Source organism: Pseudarthrobacter sp. P1 (genome assembly GCF_050156935.1).
Taxonomy (GTDB): domain Bacteria; phylum Actinomycetota; class Actinomycetes; order Actinomycetales; family Micrococcaceae; genus Specibacter.
The window spans coordinates 4,216,627-4,232,353 of record NZ_CP189584.1 but is presented as its reverse complement, the minus strand read 5'-3'; the positions used below and the strand labels follow the sequence as shown (position 1 = coordinate 4,232,353).

Genomic DNA, 15,727 nt, shown 5'->3' with positions numbered 1-15,727 from the left:
TAGTTACCTTCCAATGGATTTCAGGACCACCCGGGGCCAGGGCAGCGTGGCTACAACAATGGCGGCCAGGGTCAACAGCGTACCCAGCACCGTGGCCAGCGCAACCTGCGACCCCGGGACCGGCAGCACAATGTCCAAGGCGAGGGAACCCAGCAGCTGCCCGGCGATGATGCCCAGTCCGGTGAGCAGCACGCCGAGGCTGCGCACCAAAAGAGCTGTAACACCAACATAGATGCAGCCCAAAGGCCCACCCAGGTAGTACCACCACTCCCCCGGCAGCGGGTTGCCCGCCCCGGCCACATAGGCTTTGACAAGCCAGGCAATCAACAGCACCGCCGTGCCGGAAACCAAGTTGACCAGCGTGGCGGTGATGGGCGTCCCGTAGTGCAGCGTCTGGGTACCGTTCATGGCCTGCTGGAAGCTCACCAGGAACCCTGCCGCCATGGGGAGCAGCAGCGGCAGAAGCAGGGATCCGACGTCGAAGCCGGCCCCCAAGCGCGGCGAGACGGCCCAGGCGACGGCGGCAATGGTCAGCACCACGCCCAGGACGCGCATGCCGTTGATCCGCTTCTTGCCCGCCGGACCAATGCCCAGCCGGTCCACCAGCAGCCCGCTCACGGTCTGCCCCGTAACGGTGGCCACGGTGAACAGCGCCACGCCCAGAAGGGAAATGGTCAGGCCCTGGCTCAGGACGAAGATCGCCCCAATCGCCCCGGCCAGCAGGTACCAGCGCGGAAACTTCCGGGCACGGATCACCGGCAGCATGGCCGCCTGCCCGGCGCGGCCGCGCGGCAGCAGCAACGAGGCGGCAATCATGACCGCCAAACCCACGACGAAGCTGACCAGTGCGGCGGCCAGACCGTCGTCGAGCGTGGCGCCCAAGGCCCCGTTGACCCGGCCCTGGACCGGGATGGCAATTCCCGCCGCCACGGCCAACGGCACACCCAGCAGAGGGCTCATTTGGTGGTGGGCTGCGGTCGCGGCCTTGTTCTGCGGCATCATGGGTGTATGAGCTCCAACGAAATTATCGATATTGAAATCCGCGACGACGTCATCCGCCTGGGCCAGTTGCTGAAGTTGGCGTCTCTGGTCGAGGACGGCGTGGAAGCGACCGACCTGATTAAGAACGGCCTGGTCAAGGTCAACGGCGAGATTGACGAGCGCCGCGGCCGCCAGCTGCGTGCCGGTGACACCGTCACCGTCAACGGTGAAACAGTGCGGATCACCGTCCGCGGCTGACCGTCAGGTTGCCGTCTGATTGCCGCGGCCGGTTGACCGCGGCTGGCCGTGCTGGGCCTACTTGGCCAGCACGGTCATCTGCAGGAATTCCTTCACATGCGCCATTTCCTGGGCGTTGATGCCGTGCCAGATCCCCGTGTAGAGGACCTTTGTCAGCTTCGAATGGTCCCGCAGCCACTTGTTGGTGAACTCGATGGAAGCCTCCGGAATCACCGGATCGGCCTGGTCGCGGCCCCAGAACACGGGCAGCTTCGCCTCGCCCAGCGCCGCGTCCTGGAAGAACGCGTCGCCCTCGGCGTCCACGGCAAAACCTGAAAGCCCGACGACGGCGGCAAAGTCCGCCGGACGGTGCCGGGCCAGCGACGTCGCCATGCACATGCCCTGCGAGAAGCCCAGCAGCGTCACCGAGCTGTGGTTGCCCTTGACCGAATCGATCCACGCAGCGATCTCCTCCGTGGACGTTTTCACGCTGTCCAGCGAGTAGCTGATGTCCGTGCGCAGCGGGAACCAGGCAAATCCCGGTCCTGCCTGCTCGCCGGCGCGCACCGAGGCAATGGTGAAGTCGTCGGGCAGCATGTCGGCCAGGCCCATCAGGTCGGCCTCATTGGAGCCGTAGCCGTGCAGCAGCACCAGCAGCGGCGTGCCCTTCCGCTCGGCCTCGGGCTTGGACCAAAGGACGGTGGGCTGGGCTTCCGTGGAGGTAAAAGTCATGGATCCATCTTTTCATGCCCGGACCGCGCCGCCGGCCGGGCATGTCGAGACCGCACCGCCAGTCAAGCCAGCCTCGGTGATCGTCCCCGGCCGCTCACCCGGCCCGCCAGCTCGCCGCTGGGCCCTCGCGGCCGGAGGCCCAAGGCCGCGCGCGGCCGTGCGGAGATCGGGCTGCGGGCGGCCCCTGGCCGGCCGGTAGGGCCCGGTAGCCGGGCGACGCCGGGACCTCCCGCGCCCGGCGGCGGTGGTGTCCGTCATCCCGGCGGTGCCCCGGCGTGGTGGTACCCGTTGCGCAGGGGCCGGCGGAGCGGGTCGATGGATGGGGGCGGGGTGAACCAGGGGATGCCGTGCACGGACTCGACCGCCCAGCCGGTGTGGTGGATGAGGTGGTGGTGGTAGGAACACAGCAGCACGCAGTTCTCCACCGAGGTGTCCCCGCCCTGGGACCGGTAGACGATGTGGTGCGCGTCGGTCCACTGCGGGGGCCGGTCGCAGCCCGGGAACGCGCAGCCCCGGTCCCGGATGAGCAGCGCCCTGCGGATGTGGGGCGGGACGAGGCGCTGGGACCGGCCCACGTCCAGGATCTCGCCCTCCGCGCCGAGCACGGCCGGGATGATCCCGGCGTCGCAGGCCGCCGTGCGGATCGCGGCGGCCGGGATCGGGCCGCTGTGCGGGACGGCGGCGCTGCCGGGACCGGCGGCGAGCTCGGCCAGGGTCACGGTGATGAACAGTTGCGGGCGCAGGCCCCCGTTGTCCGGGAGGGTGCCGGTGCGGGTGGCGAGGCGGACGCAGTCCAGCAGGGCGTGCAGCAGCAGCTGGGGCCGGGGCCGCTGCCCGGCCAGCAGTTTCCGGGCCACGTGCGGGTCGACGCCGGCCGGGTCGGCGGATTCCAGCACCGCCTCGGCATCCCCGGCCGGGGCGGAACTGCCGGCGCCCAGGTTCCCAGGTTCCCAGGTTCCCAGGATCACCGAACACGTCCGGGCTGGTATCCCCGCCCAAGGCAGGGGCCCCGGAGCCGCCGGCGCCGGGATGGATGTCCGGGGTGCTGCGTCGCGGGCTGCCTGACCCGTCCGCGCCGGTGGCTCCGGCCGCTGCCGTCCCCGCCGCCGGGCCCGGTTCCGGCCCCGGCCATGCCGTCCGAAGCGCCCGAGGCGCCCTGTGGCGGGCCTCCGGCGCCATCGTCCCCGGCGGCAGAGGCTGCGGATGCGGCACCGGTGCCGGTGGCCCAGGCCGGCGGCGCGCCCTGCCCGGGCACGGCCACGGCGTCGAAGGCTCCGCCGGCCAGGATCCCGGCGGTGCCGCGCGGGTTGGTGCCGGTGCCCATCACGGCCATCAGCTCCTCATACGACAGCTGGGTCAGGTGCCCGTCGAAACGGACCATGCCGCGCCGCGGCGCCCCGAAGTGGATGCCCTCCTTGGCCAGCAGTTCGGCCTCGGTGGGTTCCTGCCCGTCCGGGTCCAGGTGGGCCAGGATGCGCCGGGCGCCCCGGGCCAGGAAGTCCGGGGACTCCGTGGCGGCGGTGGTGGCCAGCGACGCCTCGACCGCGTCCACCTCCGCGGCGCCGATCCGTCCGCCGGCGGCCAGGCGGGAGGCCTCGGCCACGGCCCGGGAAGCCACCAGCGCGTTCTCCAGCGAACAGTTCCCGGCCAGGAACGCGGCACCGAGCACCGGCTGCTTCGGCGGGGCCACGGTTTGGCTGATCGGATCGACGGCGGGCACGAACGCCGCGGCCAGGGCGAGCCGCCTGGCCGCCTCGGCCCCGGAGATGGCCAGGGCGTCCCGGAGCATTGCCACCGGGGTCGCGGCCCCGGTGTCCCGGTACCGGCCGGCGAGGGTGCGGACGGCGAGCTCGCCGGCGCAGCGGACCTTGAGCGCGTCCAGGTGCCGGGAGAGGGTTTCCAGCTGGCCGGCCAGGACGGCCAGCTCCAAATCGGGCAGGGCGGCCAGGGCGAGCGGGTCCGGCCCGCAGCCGGCACCGGGCTTGGCGCCATCGGTGCCGGACGCATTGGCTTCGCCGGAGGTCTGCGCGGCCGCGGCGTGGGCAAGTGTGATGATCCGGCGCAGATGCCCGCCCGGTGCCTGCCCCGCCCGGGCGGGGGAAAACGCCGTGATGCCCATGCACTAATTCTAGTGAACTGGACATGGGTCGAACATGGTTTCGATTAAAAGGGGACAAGGTCGTCCCCGGCACCCCCTGTGCAGGAAACCACCGCCGGCGGGCCGGGACAAAACGGCCCGTGTCCCACCCCGCGGCCAGCCTTCCTGGATGAGTGAGTCCGAATTCCCTCATCGGTCGTGCGCGATCAGTGACCGCTTGCGGGCTCGCCGGTCCGCAAGTTGCGCCAGAGCCAGTTGCGAGCTCGCTCCCACCGGGCCCGAGGACCTGTTTGGCAACGATGGCCTGGAACGGCTGGAACTGGTCTTGACGAGCTTCGACGACGGCGTTGCCGCGGATCTGCCCCGGGCTATCCTGGCCTAAGTTACCAATCGGTAGCAAGATGGACGGGTGACGGAAATGCAGACCCCTGAGACCAACACGGCCAACACGGCCAACACGGCCAACACGCTGGTGAACCACACCCATCCTTGGACCCGCTACGTGGCCATGGGCGATTCGTTCACGGAGGGCATCGGCGATCCCGAGCCGGCCAGCCCGGGCGGACACCGCGGCTGGGCCGACCGGCTGGCCGAGGAACTCAGCCGCACGCAGCCGGATTTTGCCTATGCCAATCTGGCCATCCGCGGGCGGCTGCTGGGCCAGATCCTGGCGGAGCAGCTCGAACCGGCGCTGGCGCTGCGGCCGAATTTGATCAGCATTTCCGCCGGAGGCAACGACCTCCTGCGCCCCGGCTCGGACCCGGATGCCCTGGCCGAGCAGCTGGACGCCGCCGTGGGCAGGATGGCCGACGCCGGGGCAACCGTGCTGCTGTTCAACGGCCCCGACATCCGTGACACTCCGGTGCTGGGCATGATCCGTGGCCGCGTGGCCATCTACAACGAGAACCTGCGGACCATCGCCAACCGCCACGACGCAGTCGTCGCCGATATGTGGTCGCTGCGGGCGCTGGTGGACCCACAGATGTGGGCCGAGGACCGGCTCCATTTCTCGGCCCTCGGCCACCACACCATTGCAACCATGGCTTTGAACGCCCTCAACGTCCCGCACACTCTTGAAGCTTTGGCCCCCGGTTCGCTGCCGGTCCGCCCGTGGCGCGAGGCCCGGGCAGAGGATCTGGTCTGGGCGCGCGAGTTCCTGGTGCCGTGGGTACTGCGCCGTGTCCGCCACCAGTCATCCGGCGACGGCATCTCCGCCAAACGCCCCACGCCCGGACCGGTGTTCGGGCCCGGCATGCCCGCCGGCTCCGGCGAGTAGCGCGTCCGGACGACACATGGGCGGACAAAACTCGCTGGTGGCTTCCAGCTGGCGGGCGTAGCCTCGAGCCAACGGCGGTTTCGGGAGGTGTGCCATGGGTCCGACGGCGATACTGGGGCTTCCACTGGCCTATGCCATCGGCCAGCCCGGCTCCAGCTGGGTCCCGCTGCTCTTGGTGGCCCTGGCCGTGGTGCTGCGCCTGGTGGGCCGCGCCAACCGGCGCAATGTCCGCCGGCACGGCGGCCCCTCTGCCGGGACCTGGAACCGGCAGCCCGGCCCGGGCGTGCAGCCGCCGGATGTGCGGACGTTCGACGCCGGCTACCGGCCCCCGCCGGCGGACTTCGAGCCGCTTGGTCCGGAACAGCCCCTCGCCTACGGCCCAGAGGCACCGGACGTGCCCGGCCCGGCCCCGGCACCCCGGGCGCACGCAGGCGATCGGCTCGCCGCAGGAAAGGGACTCAAGGCCAGGCTGGACGCTCTGGATGCCCGGTGCCGCACCGGAAGCATCACTGCCGAACAGTACGCCGCTGCCCGCGAGGAGATGTTCCGGAACCACTGAGCAGCGTTGGGAACAATCCCGCCCGTTGCACAGCCATGTCACAGGCAACGTTCATCGCGGCCCAATGCAGCGGACAGAACCTTGAGCCATGTCCGTCACCAGTTCCACGCACAAACCCCCTGCACACGCACCAGCAAGGCATCCGGCCACGATTCCGGCAGCACACCGCCAACCAGCCGCACCCGCCGCTGTTCCCGCCCCGCGCCGCCCGATACATGCACGGGCTGGGTGCCCGGTGCTGGACATCGCCATTCCGGTGTTCAACGAGGAAGCCAGCGTGGAGGGCTGCCTGCACCGGCTGCACCACCACCTCAGCACCGAGTTTTCGCAGACATTTTGCATAACCGTGGCAGACAATGCCAGCACCGACTCCACGCTGGCCGTTGCCGAACGTGTGGCACGTGAACTCCCCGGAATCAGGGTGGTCCACCTGGACGAGAAGGGCCGGGGCAATGCGCTGCGCACCGTCTGGCTGGGCTCCCCCTCCCCCGTACTGGCATACATGGACGTGGACCTTTCCACCGATCTGGCTGCGCTGGTGCCGCTGGTGTCGGCGCTGCTGAGCGGGCATTCGGACCTGGCCATTGGAACCCGTCTGGCCTACGGCGCCCAGGTGGTCCGGGGGCCCAAGCGCGAGTTCATCTCGCGCTCCTACAACATCCTGCTGCACTCAACACTGGGCGCCCATTTTTCCGATGCCCAGTGCGGCTTCAAGGCGATCCGCGCGGACGTGGCAGCGGCCCTCTTGCCGCACACGCTGGACAACGCCTGGTTCTTCGACACCGAGCTACTGGTCCTGGCCGAACGGTGCGGGCTGCGCGTGCTGGAAATCCCGGTGGACTGGGTGGATGACCCGCAGTCGTCGGTGGACATCCTCCCCACCGCGATGGCCGACCTCAGGGGCATGGTGCGCCTGGGCCGGGACATGGTTTCGGGGCGGATTCCCGTGCCGGAGCTGCGGGCGGCGCTGGGCCGCGGTCCGCTGGCAGGTGCGCCTGCGGGTCCGCCTGCGTGGGCGCCGGATCGTTCGCCGGGCGGGCAGGGTGGGCCCGTCTCCAGACCCCTTTTCCACCAGTTGGTGCGTTTCGGTGCCATCGGCGCAGCGTCGACCCTCGTGTACCTCCTGCTGTTTGTCGCCGGCCGCACGTTCCTGGACGCGCAGCTGGCCAATTTCGCGGCCCTGCTCATCTCCGCAGTCGCCAACACCGCGGCCAACCGCCGGTTCACGTTCGGCATCCGCGGCGGGACGGCCGCGCGGGCGCATTTTGAAGGCATGCTCGTCTTTGGGATTGGCTTGGCGCTGACCTCGGGTTCCCTCGCCGCACTGCACGCCCTGGGCGAGCCCGGCCGGACCGTTGAAGTCCTCTCCGTCGTCGCCGCCAACCTCGCGGCCACCATTATCCGCTTCCTGCTGTTTAGGCATTGGGTCTGGTCTTCAGACCCCGCAAACGGCCGCACGACGCCAAAGGAGCCTGACGTGCCATCGTTCCTGGCCACCCCTGCCCATCCCACCCCCGGACAGCTTCCCTCCCCGACGGGGTCCGGTCCTTCGAACGACGGCGGTCCGCGCCGCCGTCGTCTGGCCCGCCTTGCGTTCGGCAACCAGGCGCGGTGGATCCGGCCCTCCGCGGCGGCAATGCTGGTGGGAACAGCGCTGCTGTACCTGTGGAACATTACGATCTCCGGCTACGGCAACAGCTTCTACGCCGCTGCCGTCCAGGCAGGTACAAAGAATTGGACGGCTCTGCTCTTTGGCTCGTTGGATGCCGGCAACGCCATTACGGTGGACAAGCCGCCGGCGTCCCTGTGGATCCCCGCGCTGCTGGGGCGGGTCTTCGGCTTCTCCTCGGCCACAGTGCTGGTGCCGCAGGCGCTGATGGGAGTTGCCGCCGTCGGGCTTCTCTATGCGGCGGTGAAGCGCACGGGTGGGGCGGCGGCTGGCCTGATCGCCGGCTGCGCCTTGGCCCTGACGCCCGTGGCGGCCCTGATGTTCAGGTTCGACAACCCCGACGCCCTACTGTCCCTGTTACTGGTGCTGGCGGCCTATGCCACGCTTCGGGCCATCGAAAAACCCGGGTGGACATGGCTTGCCGTGGCGGGAGCGGTGATTGGGCTGGCGTTTCTGGCCAAGATGCTGCAGGGGTTTGTGATTGTGCCGGCACTGGCGCTGGCCTACTTCTGGGCGGCGCCCGTGGGGTGGGGCAGGCGTCTGGCGCATCTTGGAGCGGCCGCGGCGGGGATTGTGCTGGTGGCGGGCAGCTACGTTGCCCTGTTCCAGCTCACCCCGGCCGGCCAACGGCCCTACATGGCCGGTTCAAGGACCAACAGTTTCCTTGAACTCACCTTCGGCTACAACGGCCTGGCCCGGATTCTGGGCAACGACGGCGGGCCGGGCGGCGGCGTCCGCTCCGGCGTGGACTTCGGCGGCGCTGCCCCGGGCGGATTCGGCGGCGCACCTGCCGGTGGTTTCGGCGGCGCGGGCGGAGGCGGCTCGGCGTTCGGCGGCAGCCCCGGGATCCTGCGCATGTTCGGCAACACCTTTGGCGGCGAGGTCTCGTGGCTGCTGCCGGCGGCTCTGATCTTGCTGGCCGCCCTGCTGTGGACCACCCGGCGCGAGCACCGCAGTTCCCTGCTGCGTGCATCGGCCATTCTCTGGGGCGGCTGGCTAGTGCTCACGGCAGGCATCTTCAGCTTCATGTCCGGCACCATCCACCCCTACTATGCGGTGGCCCTGGCCCCGGCCATCGCCGCGTTGGTGGGCCTGGGCAGCGTCCAGTTGTGGCGCCGTCGTTCGCACTGGGCCGCCCGCTCCACCCTTGCCCTCGTGGTCCTGGCGTCGGCCCTGTGGTCCGCCGTCCTGCTCAGCCGCGATGCCTCGTTCCTTCCCTGGCTCAAATATGCCGCCGTGGCCCTGGGCATCCTCAGCGCTGCGGGCCTGGCGTTCCGGGTGGACCGGTTCAAGCGGGCCACCGCCGCCCTGGCCATCACGTCCATCCTGGCTGCGGGTCTGGGCAGCACGGCCTGGAGCCTGGCCACGGTGGGCGTCGGGCACACCGGGGCCATCCCCACGTCCGGGCCGGCATCCGCCGCCTCCTTTGGCGGCGGGCCGGGCGGGTTGGCGGGCGCCGCCTGGCGGTTCAGGGATGGTGTGGATGCATCCGGAACACGGCCCGGGAACGGCGGACGGGTGCAGCCATCAGGCGGTGGTGCGGGTGCCGGCGACCTCGCACCGCAGCCCGGCAGGACCACGGGCGGAGCAGGTGCCGGTGGATTCCTGGGCGACGTGGCAAATGCCCAGCTCACCGCGTTGTCGTCCTCGACCACCACAAAATGGTCCGCCATCGTTTCGGGGTCCTCCGAGGCCGCATCGCTTGAACTCGCCAGCAACACTGCCGTGATTGCGCTGGGCGGTTTCAGCGGCACGGATCCGTACCCCACCCTTGCGCAGTTCCAGGACATGGTGGCCAACGGCCAAGTCAGCTACTTCATCTCCGGCGGCATGGGCGCCGGGCGCATGCCATTCGGCGGCGGTTCCTCCGCAGGAACGGGCGCGGGCAGCGTAGCGGCATGGGTTGCCGCCAACTTCACGGCGCAGACGGTGGGCAGCACGACCGTCTACAAACTGGCCAGGTAGCCTCGCTCGACCAGCGAAACCCTGCGGCGCGACGGTCCACCCCCTCCAGGACACCGGAGTGGCGCCGTCCCGGATAGCATTGGACGTCGCCGGTGCAGTTGGGTGTCCCGGTTAGAGTTCCAGGGCGGTTCGGGCTGGCAAGCTCGACGACCGAACCCGCCTGTGCCCGTGCCCGCTAGGGACCCGCAGCCGGGTCTCGACGAGTTCGACCAGCGGCCTGGTCGAGCTCGTTGAGACCCAGCCATGACTACAACGGGAAGAAGCTCTTCCGCAGCAGGGCGCCGAGCTGGGCGGTCTCGGTCAGGAAACCGTCGTGGCCGATGGCGGAGTCGATGCTGTGCACCTCAACATCCCCGGGCAGCGCCGCCGCCAGGGCGTCCGACTGCTCGGGGAAGTACAGCCTGTCGCTCGTCACCGAGGCCACCAGGAACTCCACCTCGGACGCCGCCGCCAGGGCAGCCTCCAGCGAACCCCGGCCGCGGCCGACGTCATGGCTCATCAGGGCCTCGGTGATCGCGATGTAGCTGTTGGCGTCGAACCGGCCCACCAACTTGCGCGCCTGGTGGTCCAGGTAGCTCTCCACCTGGTACCGCTCCCCCGCCAGGCCAGACGGTGCCGCCAGCCGCGAAGGCCCCACGGGGTTTTCGCCGTCCTGGGCGGTGCGGCCGAAACGGACGGCCATCTCCTCCTCGGACCGGTAGCTGATGTGCGCAATCCGCCGGGCAATGCCCAGGCCCGCCGTCGGCGCGGTGCCGTCGTAGTAGTCCCCGCCGGCAAAGTGCGCATCGGCACGGATCGCCAGCACCTGCACCTGGGCGAGGGCGATCTGCTCGGCCGTGCTGGCCGCGCAGGAGGCAATCACGGCACAGCGCTGAACCCTCTCGGGCAGAGTCGCCGCCCATTCCAGCGCGCGTGCCCCGCCCATGGATCCGCCCACCACCGCGTACCAGGACGCAATGCCGAGCAGGTCCGCCAGCCGTGCCTCCGCCGCAACGGAATCGCGCAGCGTGGTGAACGGGAAGCGGGAGCCGTAGGGGGTGCCGTCCGCGGCAATCGAGGACGGTCCGGTGGTGCCGTAGCAGCCGCCGAGGATGTTGGCCGAGACCACAAAGTACCGCTCCGTGTCGATCACCCGGCCCGGACCAACCAGCCCCTCCCACCAGCCGTCCTCCTCCGTGGCGCCGCGGCTGACGTGCGTGCTGCCGGTCAGCGCGTGCTGGATGAGGACGGCGTTGGAGGCATCCGCGTTGAGCGTTCCCCAGGTTTCGAACGCGAGCGTGACATCCTCCAGGGTGCCGCCGGCTTCGAGCTCCAGCGCACCCACGGGGGCATAGCGGAGCTCGCCGTCGGACGACGGCCCGGCATGGGCCAGCGAGGCCCCGCTCAGGCCGTCGTCGCCGAGGAGCTCCGGCTCGGAAGAATACACGCGAAAGATTCCCAGGGTTTCGGCGGAAACGCTCACGCGCTCTTGGCGGCCCGGAAGCCGGCTTCGAGGTCCGCGATGATGTCCGCGACGTTTTCGATGCCGACGGAGAGGCGCACCAGTCCGGGGCGGACGCCGGCGGCCAGCTGCTGCTCGGGGCTGAGCTGGGCGTGCGTGGTGGAGGCCGGGTGGATGACAAGCGAGCGGACGTCGCCGATGTTGGCAACATGCGAGTGCAGTTCCAGCCCGTCGACAAAGCGCTTGCCCGCCTCTTCGCCGCCCTTGATGTCGAAGGCGATAACGGCGCCAGTGCCCTTGGGGCCATACTTGCGGCCGCGCTCGTACCAGGGGCTGGACGGCAGGCCGGCGTAGGCCACGGCCTCCACATCGGCATTCTTTTCCAGCCAGTCGGCGACGGCGCGGGCGTTCTCCACGTGCCGCTCCACGCGCAGGCTCAAGGTCTCCAGACCCTGCGCGATGAGGAAGGCGTTGAAGGGGGCGACGGCGGAGCCGAGGTCGCGCAGCAGCTGGACGCGCGCCTTGAGGATGTAGGAGAGATTGGCACCGAGTGCACCGTCGGCACCCAGGTCGCGGCCGTAGACCAGGCCGTTGTAGCTCTCGTCGGGGGTGTTGAAGCCGGGGAACTTCTCCGGGTCCTTCGTGTAGTCGAACGTGCCGCCGTCGACAATCACGCCGGCAATGGCGCTGCCGTGGCCGCCCAGGTACTTCGTGGCGGAGTGGATCACGACGTCGGCGCCCCACTCGAGCGGGCGGATCAGGTACGGCGTGGCCAGGGTGTTGTCCACCAGCAGCGGTACGCCGGCCTCGTGGGCCACGGCGCTGATGCCCTCGATGTCCAGCACGTCCTGGCGCGGGTTGGAGACGACCTCGCCAAAGAACAGCTTGGTGTTGGGGCGGACGGCGTTGCGCCAGTCATCCAGGTTGTCCGGGTCGGCCACGAAGGTGACCTCGACGCCGAACTTCTTCAGCGTCTGGGCGAACAGGTTGTAGGTTCCGCCATAGATGCTGGGGCTGGAGACGATGTGGTCCCCGGCCTCGGCAATGTTGAGCACCGCAAAGGTCGTCGCAGCTTGGCCGGAGGAGAGCAGCAGAGCCGCAAGGCCGCCCTCAAGGCTGGCGATCCGCTGCTCCACCGCGTCCTGGGTGGGGTTGCCGATGCGTGTGTAGATGGGTTCCAGTTCGGCGAGCGCGAAGCGGTTGGCCGCACTCTCTGCACTGGGGAAGACGAACGACGTCGTCTGGTAGATGGGCAGGGCACGGGCGCCGGTGGTGGCGTCGGGCTGCTGGCCTACGTGGATCTGACGGGTTTCAAATGACCAACCGGTGCTCACAAGGGGCTCCTCATGCTCTGGGGCCTTCAGGGTGCACCGGTGGCCCACCGCCACGGGAGGCCCCGGCCGGTGGGCCAGGATGCACCTGTAGCCCGCGCTTGCCCTGGACCGATTGGCCAAGGCCAGGTCTTCACCCGGGGCACCCCACCGCGGAGGAGGGTTGCCGGCCAGCGAGCCGGGGCTTGTCGCTGACACTCATGACCTACGTTCAGTGTGGGAGAGGCCCGCGGCGGGACGCAAGAATGTGACGTTTATATGACAGTGCCTATGTGGTGGCGTCATCCAGCCGGAGCGACAGGGAGATCCGCTTGCGCGCCGGATCCACATCGAGCACCTTGACCTTGACGACGTCGCCGGACTTCACCACCTCGCGCGGGTCGGCGATCCGCCGGGTGCTCATGGCGGAGATGTGGACCAGGCCGTCCTGGTGCACGCCGATGTCCACGAACGCCCCGAACGCTGCCACGTTGGACACCGTCCCCTCCAGCACCATGCCGGCGCGCAGATCGGTGATCTTCTCCACCCCCTCGGCAAAGGTGGCGGTGGCGAAGCGCGGGCGCGGGTCCCGGCCCGGCTTGGGCAGCTCCGCCAGGATATCCGCCACCGTGGGCAGGCCGAAGCTGCCGTCCACAAAGCGGGCCGGGTCCAGGGCGGCGACGGCGGCCGCACCGGCACCCGGTGCCTTGGCTCCGGCCGCGGCAAGCACCTTCCTGGCCACGGGGTAGGCCTCGGGGTGGATGCTGGTGGCATCCAGCGGCTCCGCTCCGCCGGTGATGCGCAGGAAGCCGGCGCACTGTTCAAACGCCTTCGCGCCCAGCCGCGGCACCTTCTTCAACGCCGCGCGGCTGGCGAACGGCCCGTGCTCGTTGCGGTAGGCCACAATGTTCTCGCTCAGCAGCGGGCCCACGCCCGCCACCCGGGCCAGCAGCGCCGGGGAGGCCGTGTTCACGTCCACACCGACGGCGTTCACGCAGTCCTCGACGACGGCGTCCAGGGCGCGGTCCAGCCGGGCCGGGGTGAGGTCGTGCTGGTACTGCCCCACGCCGATGGATTTGGGCTCAATCTTCACCAGCTCGGCCAGCGGGTCCTGCAGCCGGCGGGCGATCGAGACGGCGCCGCGCAGCGAGACGTCCATGCCGGGCAGCTCCGCGGAGGCCAGCGCCGAGGCGGAGTAGACGCTGGCCCCGGCCTCCGAGACCACCACCTTGGCCGGCGCTGCGCCGTCGCGCTTCTTCAGCTCGGCCAGCAACTGGGCGGCCAGCTTGTCCGTCTCCCGGGAGGCGGTGCCGTTGCCGATCGCCACCAGCTCCACCTGGTGCTTGTGAGACAGCGCCACCAGCGTCGCCAGGGACTCGTCCCAACGCTTGGCCGGGACGTGCGGGTAGATGGTGTCGGTGGCCACCACCTGGCCGGTGCCGTCCACCACCGCCACCTTCACTCCCGTGCGCAGGCCCGGGTCCAGGCCGAGGGTGGCCCGGTTGCCGGCCGGCGCTGCCAGCAGCACATCTCGCAGGTTCGCGGCGAAGACCTGAACCGCCTCCTCCTCGGCGGCGGCAAAGAGCTTGCCACGGGCTTCGGTGGCCAGCCGGGCCAGCAGCCGGGTCCGCCAGGCGGCCTCCACCGTGCCCTGCAGCCAGCCGTCGGCGGCCCGGCCGCGGTGGGCAATGCCCAGGGACCGGGCAACGGCGCGTTCGTACCAGCCGCGCGCCTGCTCCAGGGCCTCGGCGTCGCGGGGATCGGCCTCGGCAATCTCCAGCGCCAGGGCGCCGTCGGCCTCGCCGCGCAGCAGTGCCAGCACCCGGTGGCCGGGCAGCCGGTGCAGGGGTTGGACGAAATCGGCGTAGTCCTTGAACATGGCGGCGTCCTTGCCGGCGTCCGGACCGGGGGCGCCGGCGGCCTTGCCGGTCTTGGCCTTGGAGCGCAGCCGGCCGCCGTTCCAGAGCCGCTCGCGCAGGGCGGCGGCCAGCTCGGTGTCCTGCCCGGCGCGCTCCACCAGAATGGCGCGGGCCCCGGCAAGGGCAGCGGCGGCGTCGGCAACGCCATGACCGGCGTTGCGGTACCCGGCCGCCGTGGCCTCGGGGTCGCGGCGGGGATCGGCCAGCAGGGCGTCGGCCAGCGGCTCCAGCCCGGCCTCGCGGGCGATCGCGGCCTTGGTCCGCCGGGTGGATTTGAAGGGGAAGTAGAGCTCCTCAAGCTCGGTCTTGGTGGCCGCGGCCAGCACCGCCGCGCGCAGCGCCGGGACCAGCTTGCCGGCCGTCTCGATGCCCTCCAGCACGGTGCGGCGCCGTTCCTCGAGTTCGCGCAGGTAGCGCAGCCGCTCCGCCAGCGTGCGCAGCTGGGCATCGTCCAGCGTGCCCGTGGCCTCCTTGCGGTACCGGGCGATGAACGGCACCGTGGCGCCGCCGTCGAGCAGGCCGACGGCGGCGCGCACCTGGCTGGCCGTGACGCCGAGTTCCGCGGCGAGCGCTGCCTCGATCCGGGCCTCGGTGCCGGTTCCCGCGGGGGCTCCCGCAGTGGCCGGCTTGGGGCCGGGGGCACCCTTGGCGGGCACTAAGGGGGACGGGGCCGGGGCTGCGGGGAGGGAAGTCACAGTGCCATTCTGCCGCACCGGCGGGGCCCGCGCCCCGGCGGCACCACGGCTTCACCACCGGCGGCACGGCCGGGCCGTCCGGCACCGCCGTCGTCTACCATGGCAGGGCGAATACTGCCATTGATCTGACGTCCCATGACGATAAGGCGGCCCTAAGTCGAGACGCACCTCACAAAGTGCCAAGATGATGCCATGCGCATGGATCATGTTTCTTACGCCTGTGAATCAGATGGACTGGCAGCCACGGCTGGCCGGATTGCCGAAGCCCTCGGGGTCGAAGCGGTGCGTGGTGGGGTGCACCCGCGCTTCGGCACCCGCAATATGATCATCCCCCTCACGGACCACCACTATGTGGAGGTCGTGGAGTGCCTGGACCACCCGGCGTCGGACAAGGCGCCCTTCGGCCAGGCCGTGCGGGCCCGCTCGGCTGCCGGTGGCGGCTGGATGGGCTGGTGCGTGGCGGTGGACGATCTGGCACCCTTCGAGGAGCGCCTGGGCCGCAGTGCCGTCCCCGGCAACCGCAAGTTCCCCGACGGCCAGGAGTTGATCTGGCAGCAGATCGGCATCAAGGGCCTCATTGCGGACCCGCAGGTGCCCTACATGCTCAAGTGGGAGGGCAACCCTGCCCTGCATCCCTCGCTGGCCCGGAAGACCAATGTCCGGCTGGCCTCGCTGACCATCGCCGGCAGCGCCGAGCGCGTCACCGAATGGCTGGGCGAGCCCGTGGAGCAGCCGCTGGAGGATGTCACGGTGGAGTGGGTCGCCCCGCGCGGCACCCCCGGCATCATGAGCGTCACCTTTGACACCCCCAACGGCCCGGTCACCATCTGACCTCCGGCCCCAAT

Annotated in this window: 12 protein-coding genes and 1 riboswitch; of the genes, 5 read left to right on the top strand and 7 right to left on the bottom strand. The window is 70.3% G+C overall.

Going from position 1 to position 15,727, the window contains the following annotated elements:
* Positions 1-3: 3 nt before the first annotated feature.
* A complete protein-coding gene (locus tag ACQCSX_RS19705; RefSeq protein WP_427019109.1) occupies positions 4-999 on the bottom strand; it encodes a DMT family transporter in 996 nt (331 codons plus the stop codon).
* A 9-nt stretch (positions 1,000-1,008) separates the two neighbouring features.
* On the opposite strand from ACQCSX_RS19705, the gene ACQCSX_RS19700 reads away from it, so the two are divergent.
* Positions 1,009-1,239, top strand: a complete 231-nt coding sequence (locus ACQCSX_RS19700) for an RNA-binding S4 domain-containing protein (protein ID WP_427016900.1) — start codon at positions 1,009-1,011, stop codon at positions 1,237-1,239.
* A 57-nt stretch (positions 1,240-1,296) separates the two neighbouring features.
* On the opposite strand, the gene ACQCSX_RS19695 is transcribed toward ACQCSX_RS19700, so the two are convergent.
* The 3 genes from ACQCSX_RS19695 to ACQCSX_RS19685 all read right to left on the bottom strand — a co-directional run bounded on the left by ACQCSX_RS19695 (position 1,297) and on the right by ACQCSX_RS19685 (position 4,069).
* The gene (locus ACQCSX_RS19695; RefSeq protein ID WP_427016899.1) at positions 1,297-1,950 is read right to left on the bottom strand and encodes an alpha/beta hydrolase; all 654 of its coding nucleotides are present in this window, start codon (positions 1,948-1,950) and stop codon (positions 1,297-1,299) included.
* A gap of 254 nt (positions 1,951-2,204) precedes the next feature.
* On the bottom strand, positions 2,205-2,918 hold the full coding sequence (locus ACQCSX_RS19690; protein WP_427016898.1) for a DUF222 domain-containing protein: 714 nt from the start codon (positions 2,916-2,918) through the stop codon (positions 2,205-2,207).
* Positions 2,915-4,069, bottom strand: a complete 1,155-nt coding sequence (locus tag ACQCSX_RS19685) for a DUF222 domain-containing protein (RefSeq protein ID WP_427016897.1) — start codon at positions 4,067-4,069, stop codon at positions 2,915-2,917. The genes ACQCSX_RS19690 and ACQCSX_RS19685 overlap by 4 nt, the downstream gene beginning before the upstream one ends.
* A 487-nt stretch (positions 4,070-4,556) precedes the next feature.
* Here ACQCSX_RS19685 and ACQCSX_RS19680 point away from each other — a divergent pair, with 487 nt between their 5' ends.
* The 3 genes from ACQCSX_RS19680 to ACQCSX_RS19670 all read left to right on the top strand — a co-directional run bounded on the left by ACQCSX_RS19680 (position 4,557) and on the right by ACQCSX_RS19670 (position 9,517).
* Positions 4,557-5,324: an SGNH/GDSL hydrolase family protein gene (locus ACQCSX_RS19680; protein ID WP_427019108.1), complete on the top strand. Its 768-nt coding sequence runs from the start codon at positions 4,557-4,559 to the stop codon at positions 5,322-5,324.
* A 94-nt stretch (positions 5,325-5,418) separates the two neighbouring features.
* A complete protein-coding gene (locus ACQCSX_RS19675) occupies positions 5,419-5,883 on the top strand; it encodes a hypothetical protein (RefSeq protein WP_427016896.1) in 465 nt (154 codons plus the stop codon).
* A 235-nt stretch (positions 5,884-6,118) separates the two neighbouring features.
* Positions 6,119-9,517 carry a glycosyltransferase family 39 protein gene (locus tag ACQCSX_RS19670; RefSeq protein ID WP_427016895.1) on the top strand — a complete coding sequence of 1,133 codons (3,399 nt, stop codon included), beginning with the start codon at positions 6,119-6,121 and terminating at the stop codon, positions 9,515-9,517.
* A 247-nt stretch (positions 9,518-9,764) separates the two neighbouring features.
* Here ACQCSX_RS19670 and metX read toward each other — a convergent pair whose 3' ends face one another.
* The 3 genes from metX to ACQCSX_RS19655 all read right to left on the bottom strand — a co-directional run bounded on the left by metX (position 9,765) and on the right by ACQCSX_RS19655 (position 14,843).
* Positions 9,765-10,904 carry a homoserine O-acetyltransferase MetX gene (metX, locus tag ACQCSX_RS19665; RefSeq protein WP_427019107.1) on the bottom strand — a complete coding sequence of 380 codons (1,140 nt, stop codon included), beginning with the start codon at positions 10,902-10,904 and terminating at the stop codon, positions 9,765-9,767.
* 71 nt (positions 10,905-10,975) lie between these two features.
* Positions 10,976-12,292 (bottom strand): bifunctional o-acetylhomoserine/o-acetylserine sulfhydrylase, encoded by a 1,317-nt coding sequence (locus ACQCSX_RS19660; protein ID WP_427016894.1) that lies wholly within the window; start codon positions 12,290-12,292, stop codon positions 10,976-10,978.
* An 89-nt stretch (positions 12,293-12,381) separates the two neighbouring features.
* A riboswitch (SAM riboswitch) is annotated at positions 12,382-12,495 on the bottom strand.
* Between the two features lie 62 nt (positions 12,496-12,557).
* Positions 12,558-14,843, bottom strand: a complete 2,286-nt coding sequence (locus tag ACQCSX_RS19655; RefSeq protein WP_427019106.1) for a Tex family protein — start codon at positions 14,841-14,843, stop codon at positions 12,558-12,560.
* 231 nt (positions 14,844-15,074) lie between these two features.
* Here ACQCSX_RS19655 and ACQCSX_RS19650 point away from each other — a divergent pair, with 231 nt between their 5' ends.
* Positions 15,075-15,713 (top strand): VOC family protein, encoded by a 639-nt coding sequence (locus ACQCSX_RS19650; protein WP_427016893.1) that lies wholly within the window; start codon positions 15,075-15,077, stop codon positions 15,711-15,713.
* Positions 15,714-15,727: the final 14 nt, after the last annotated feature.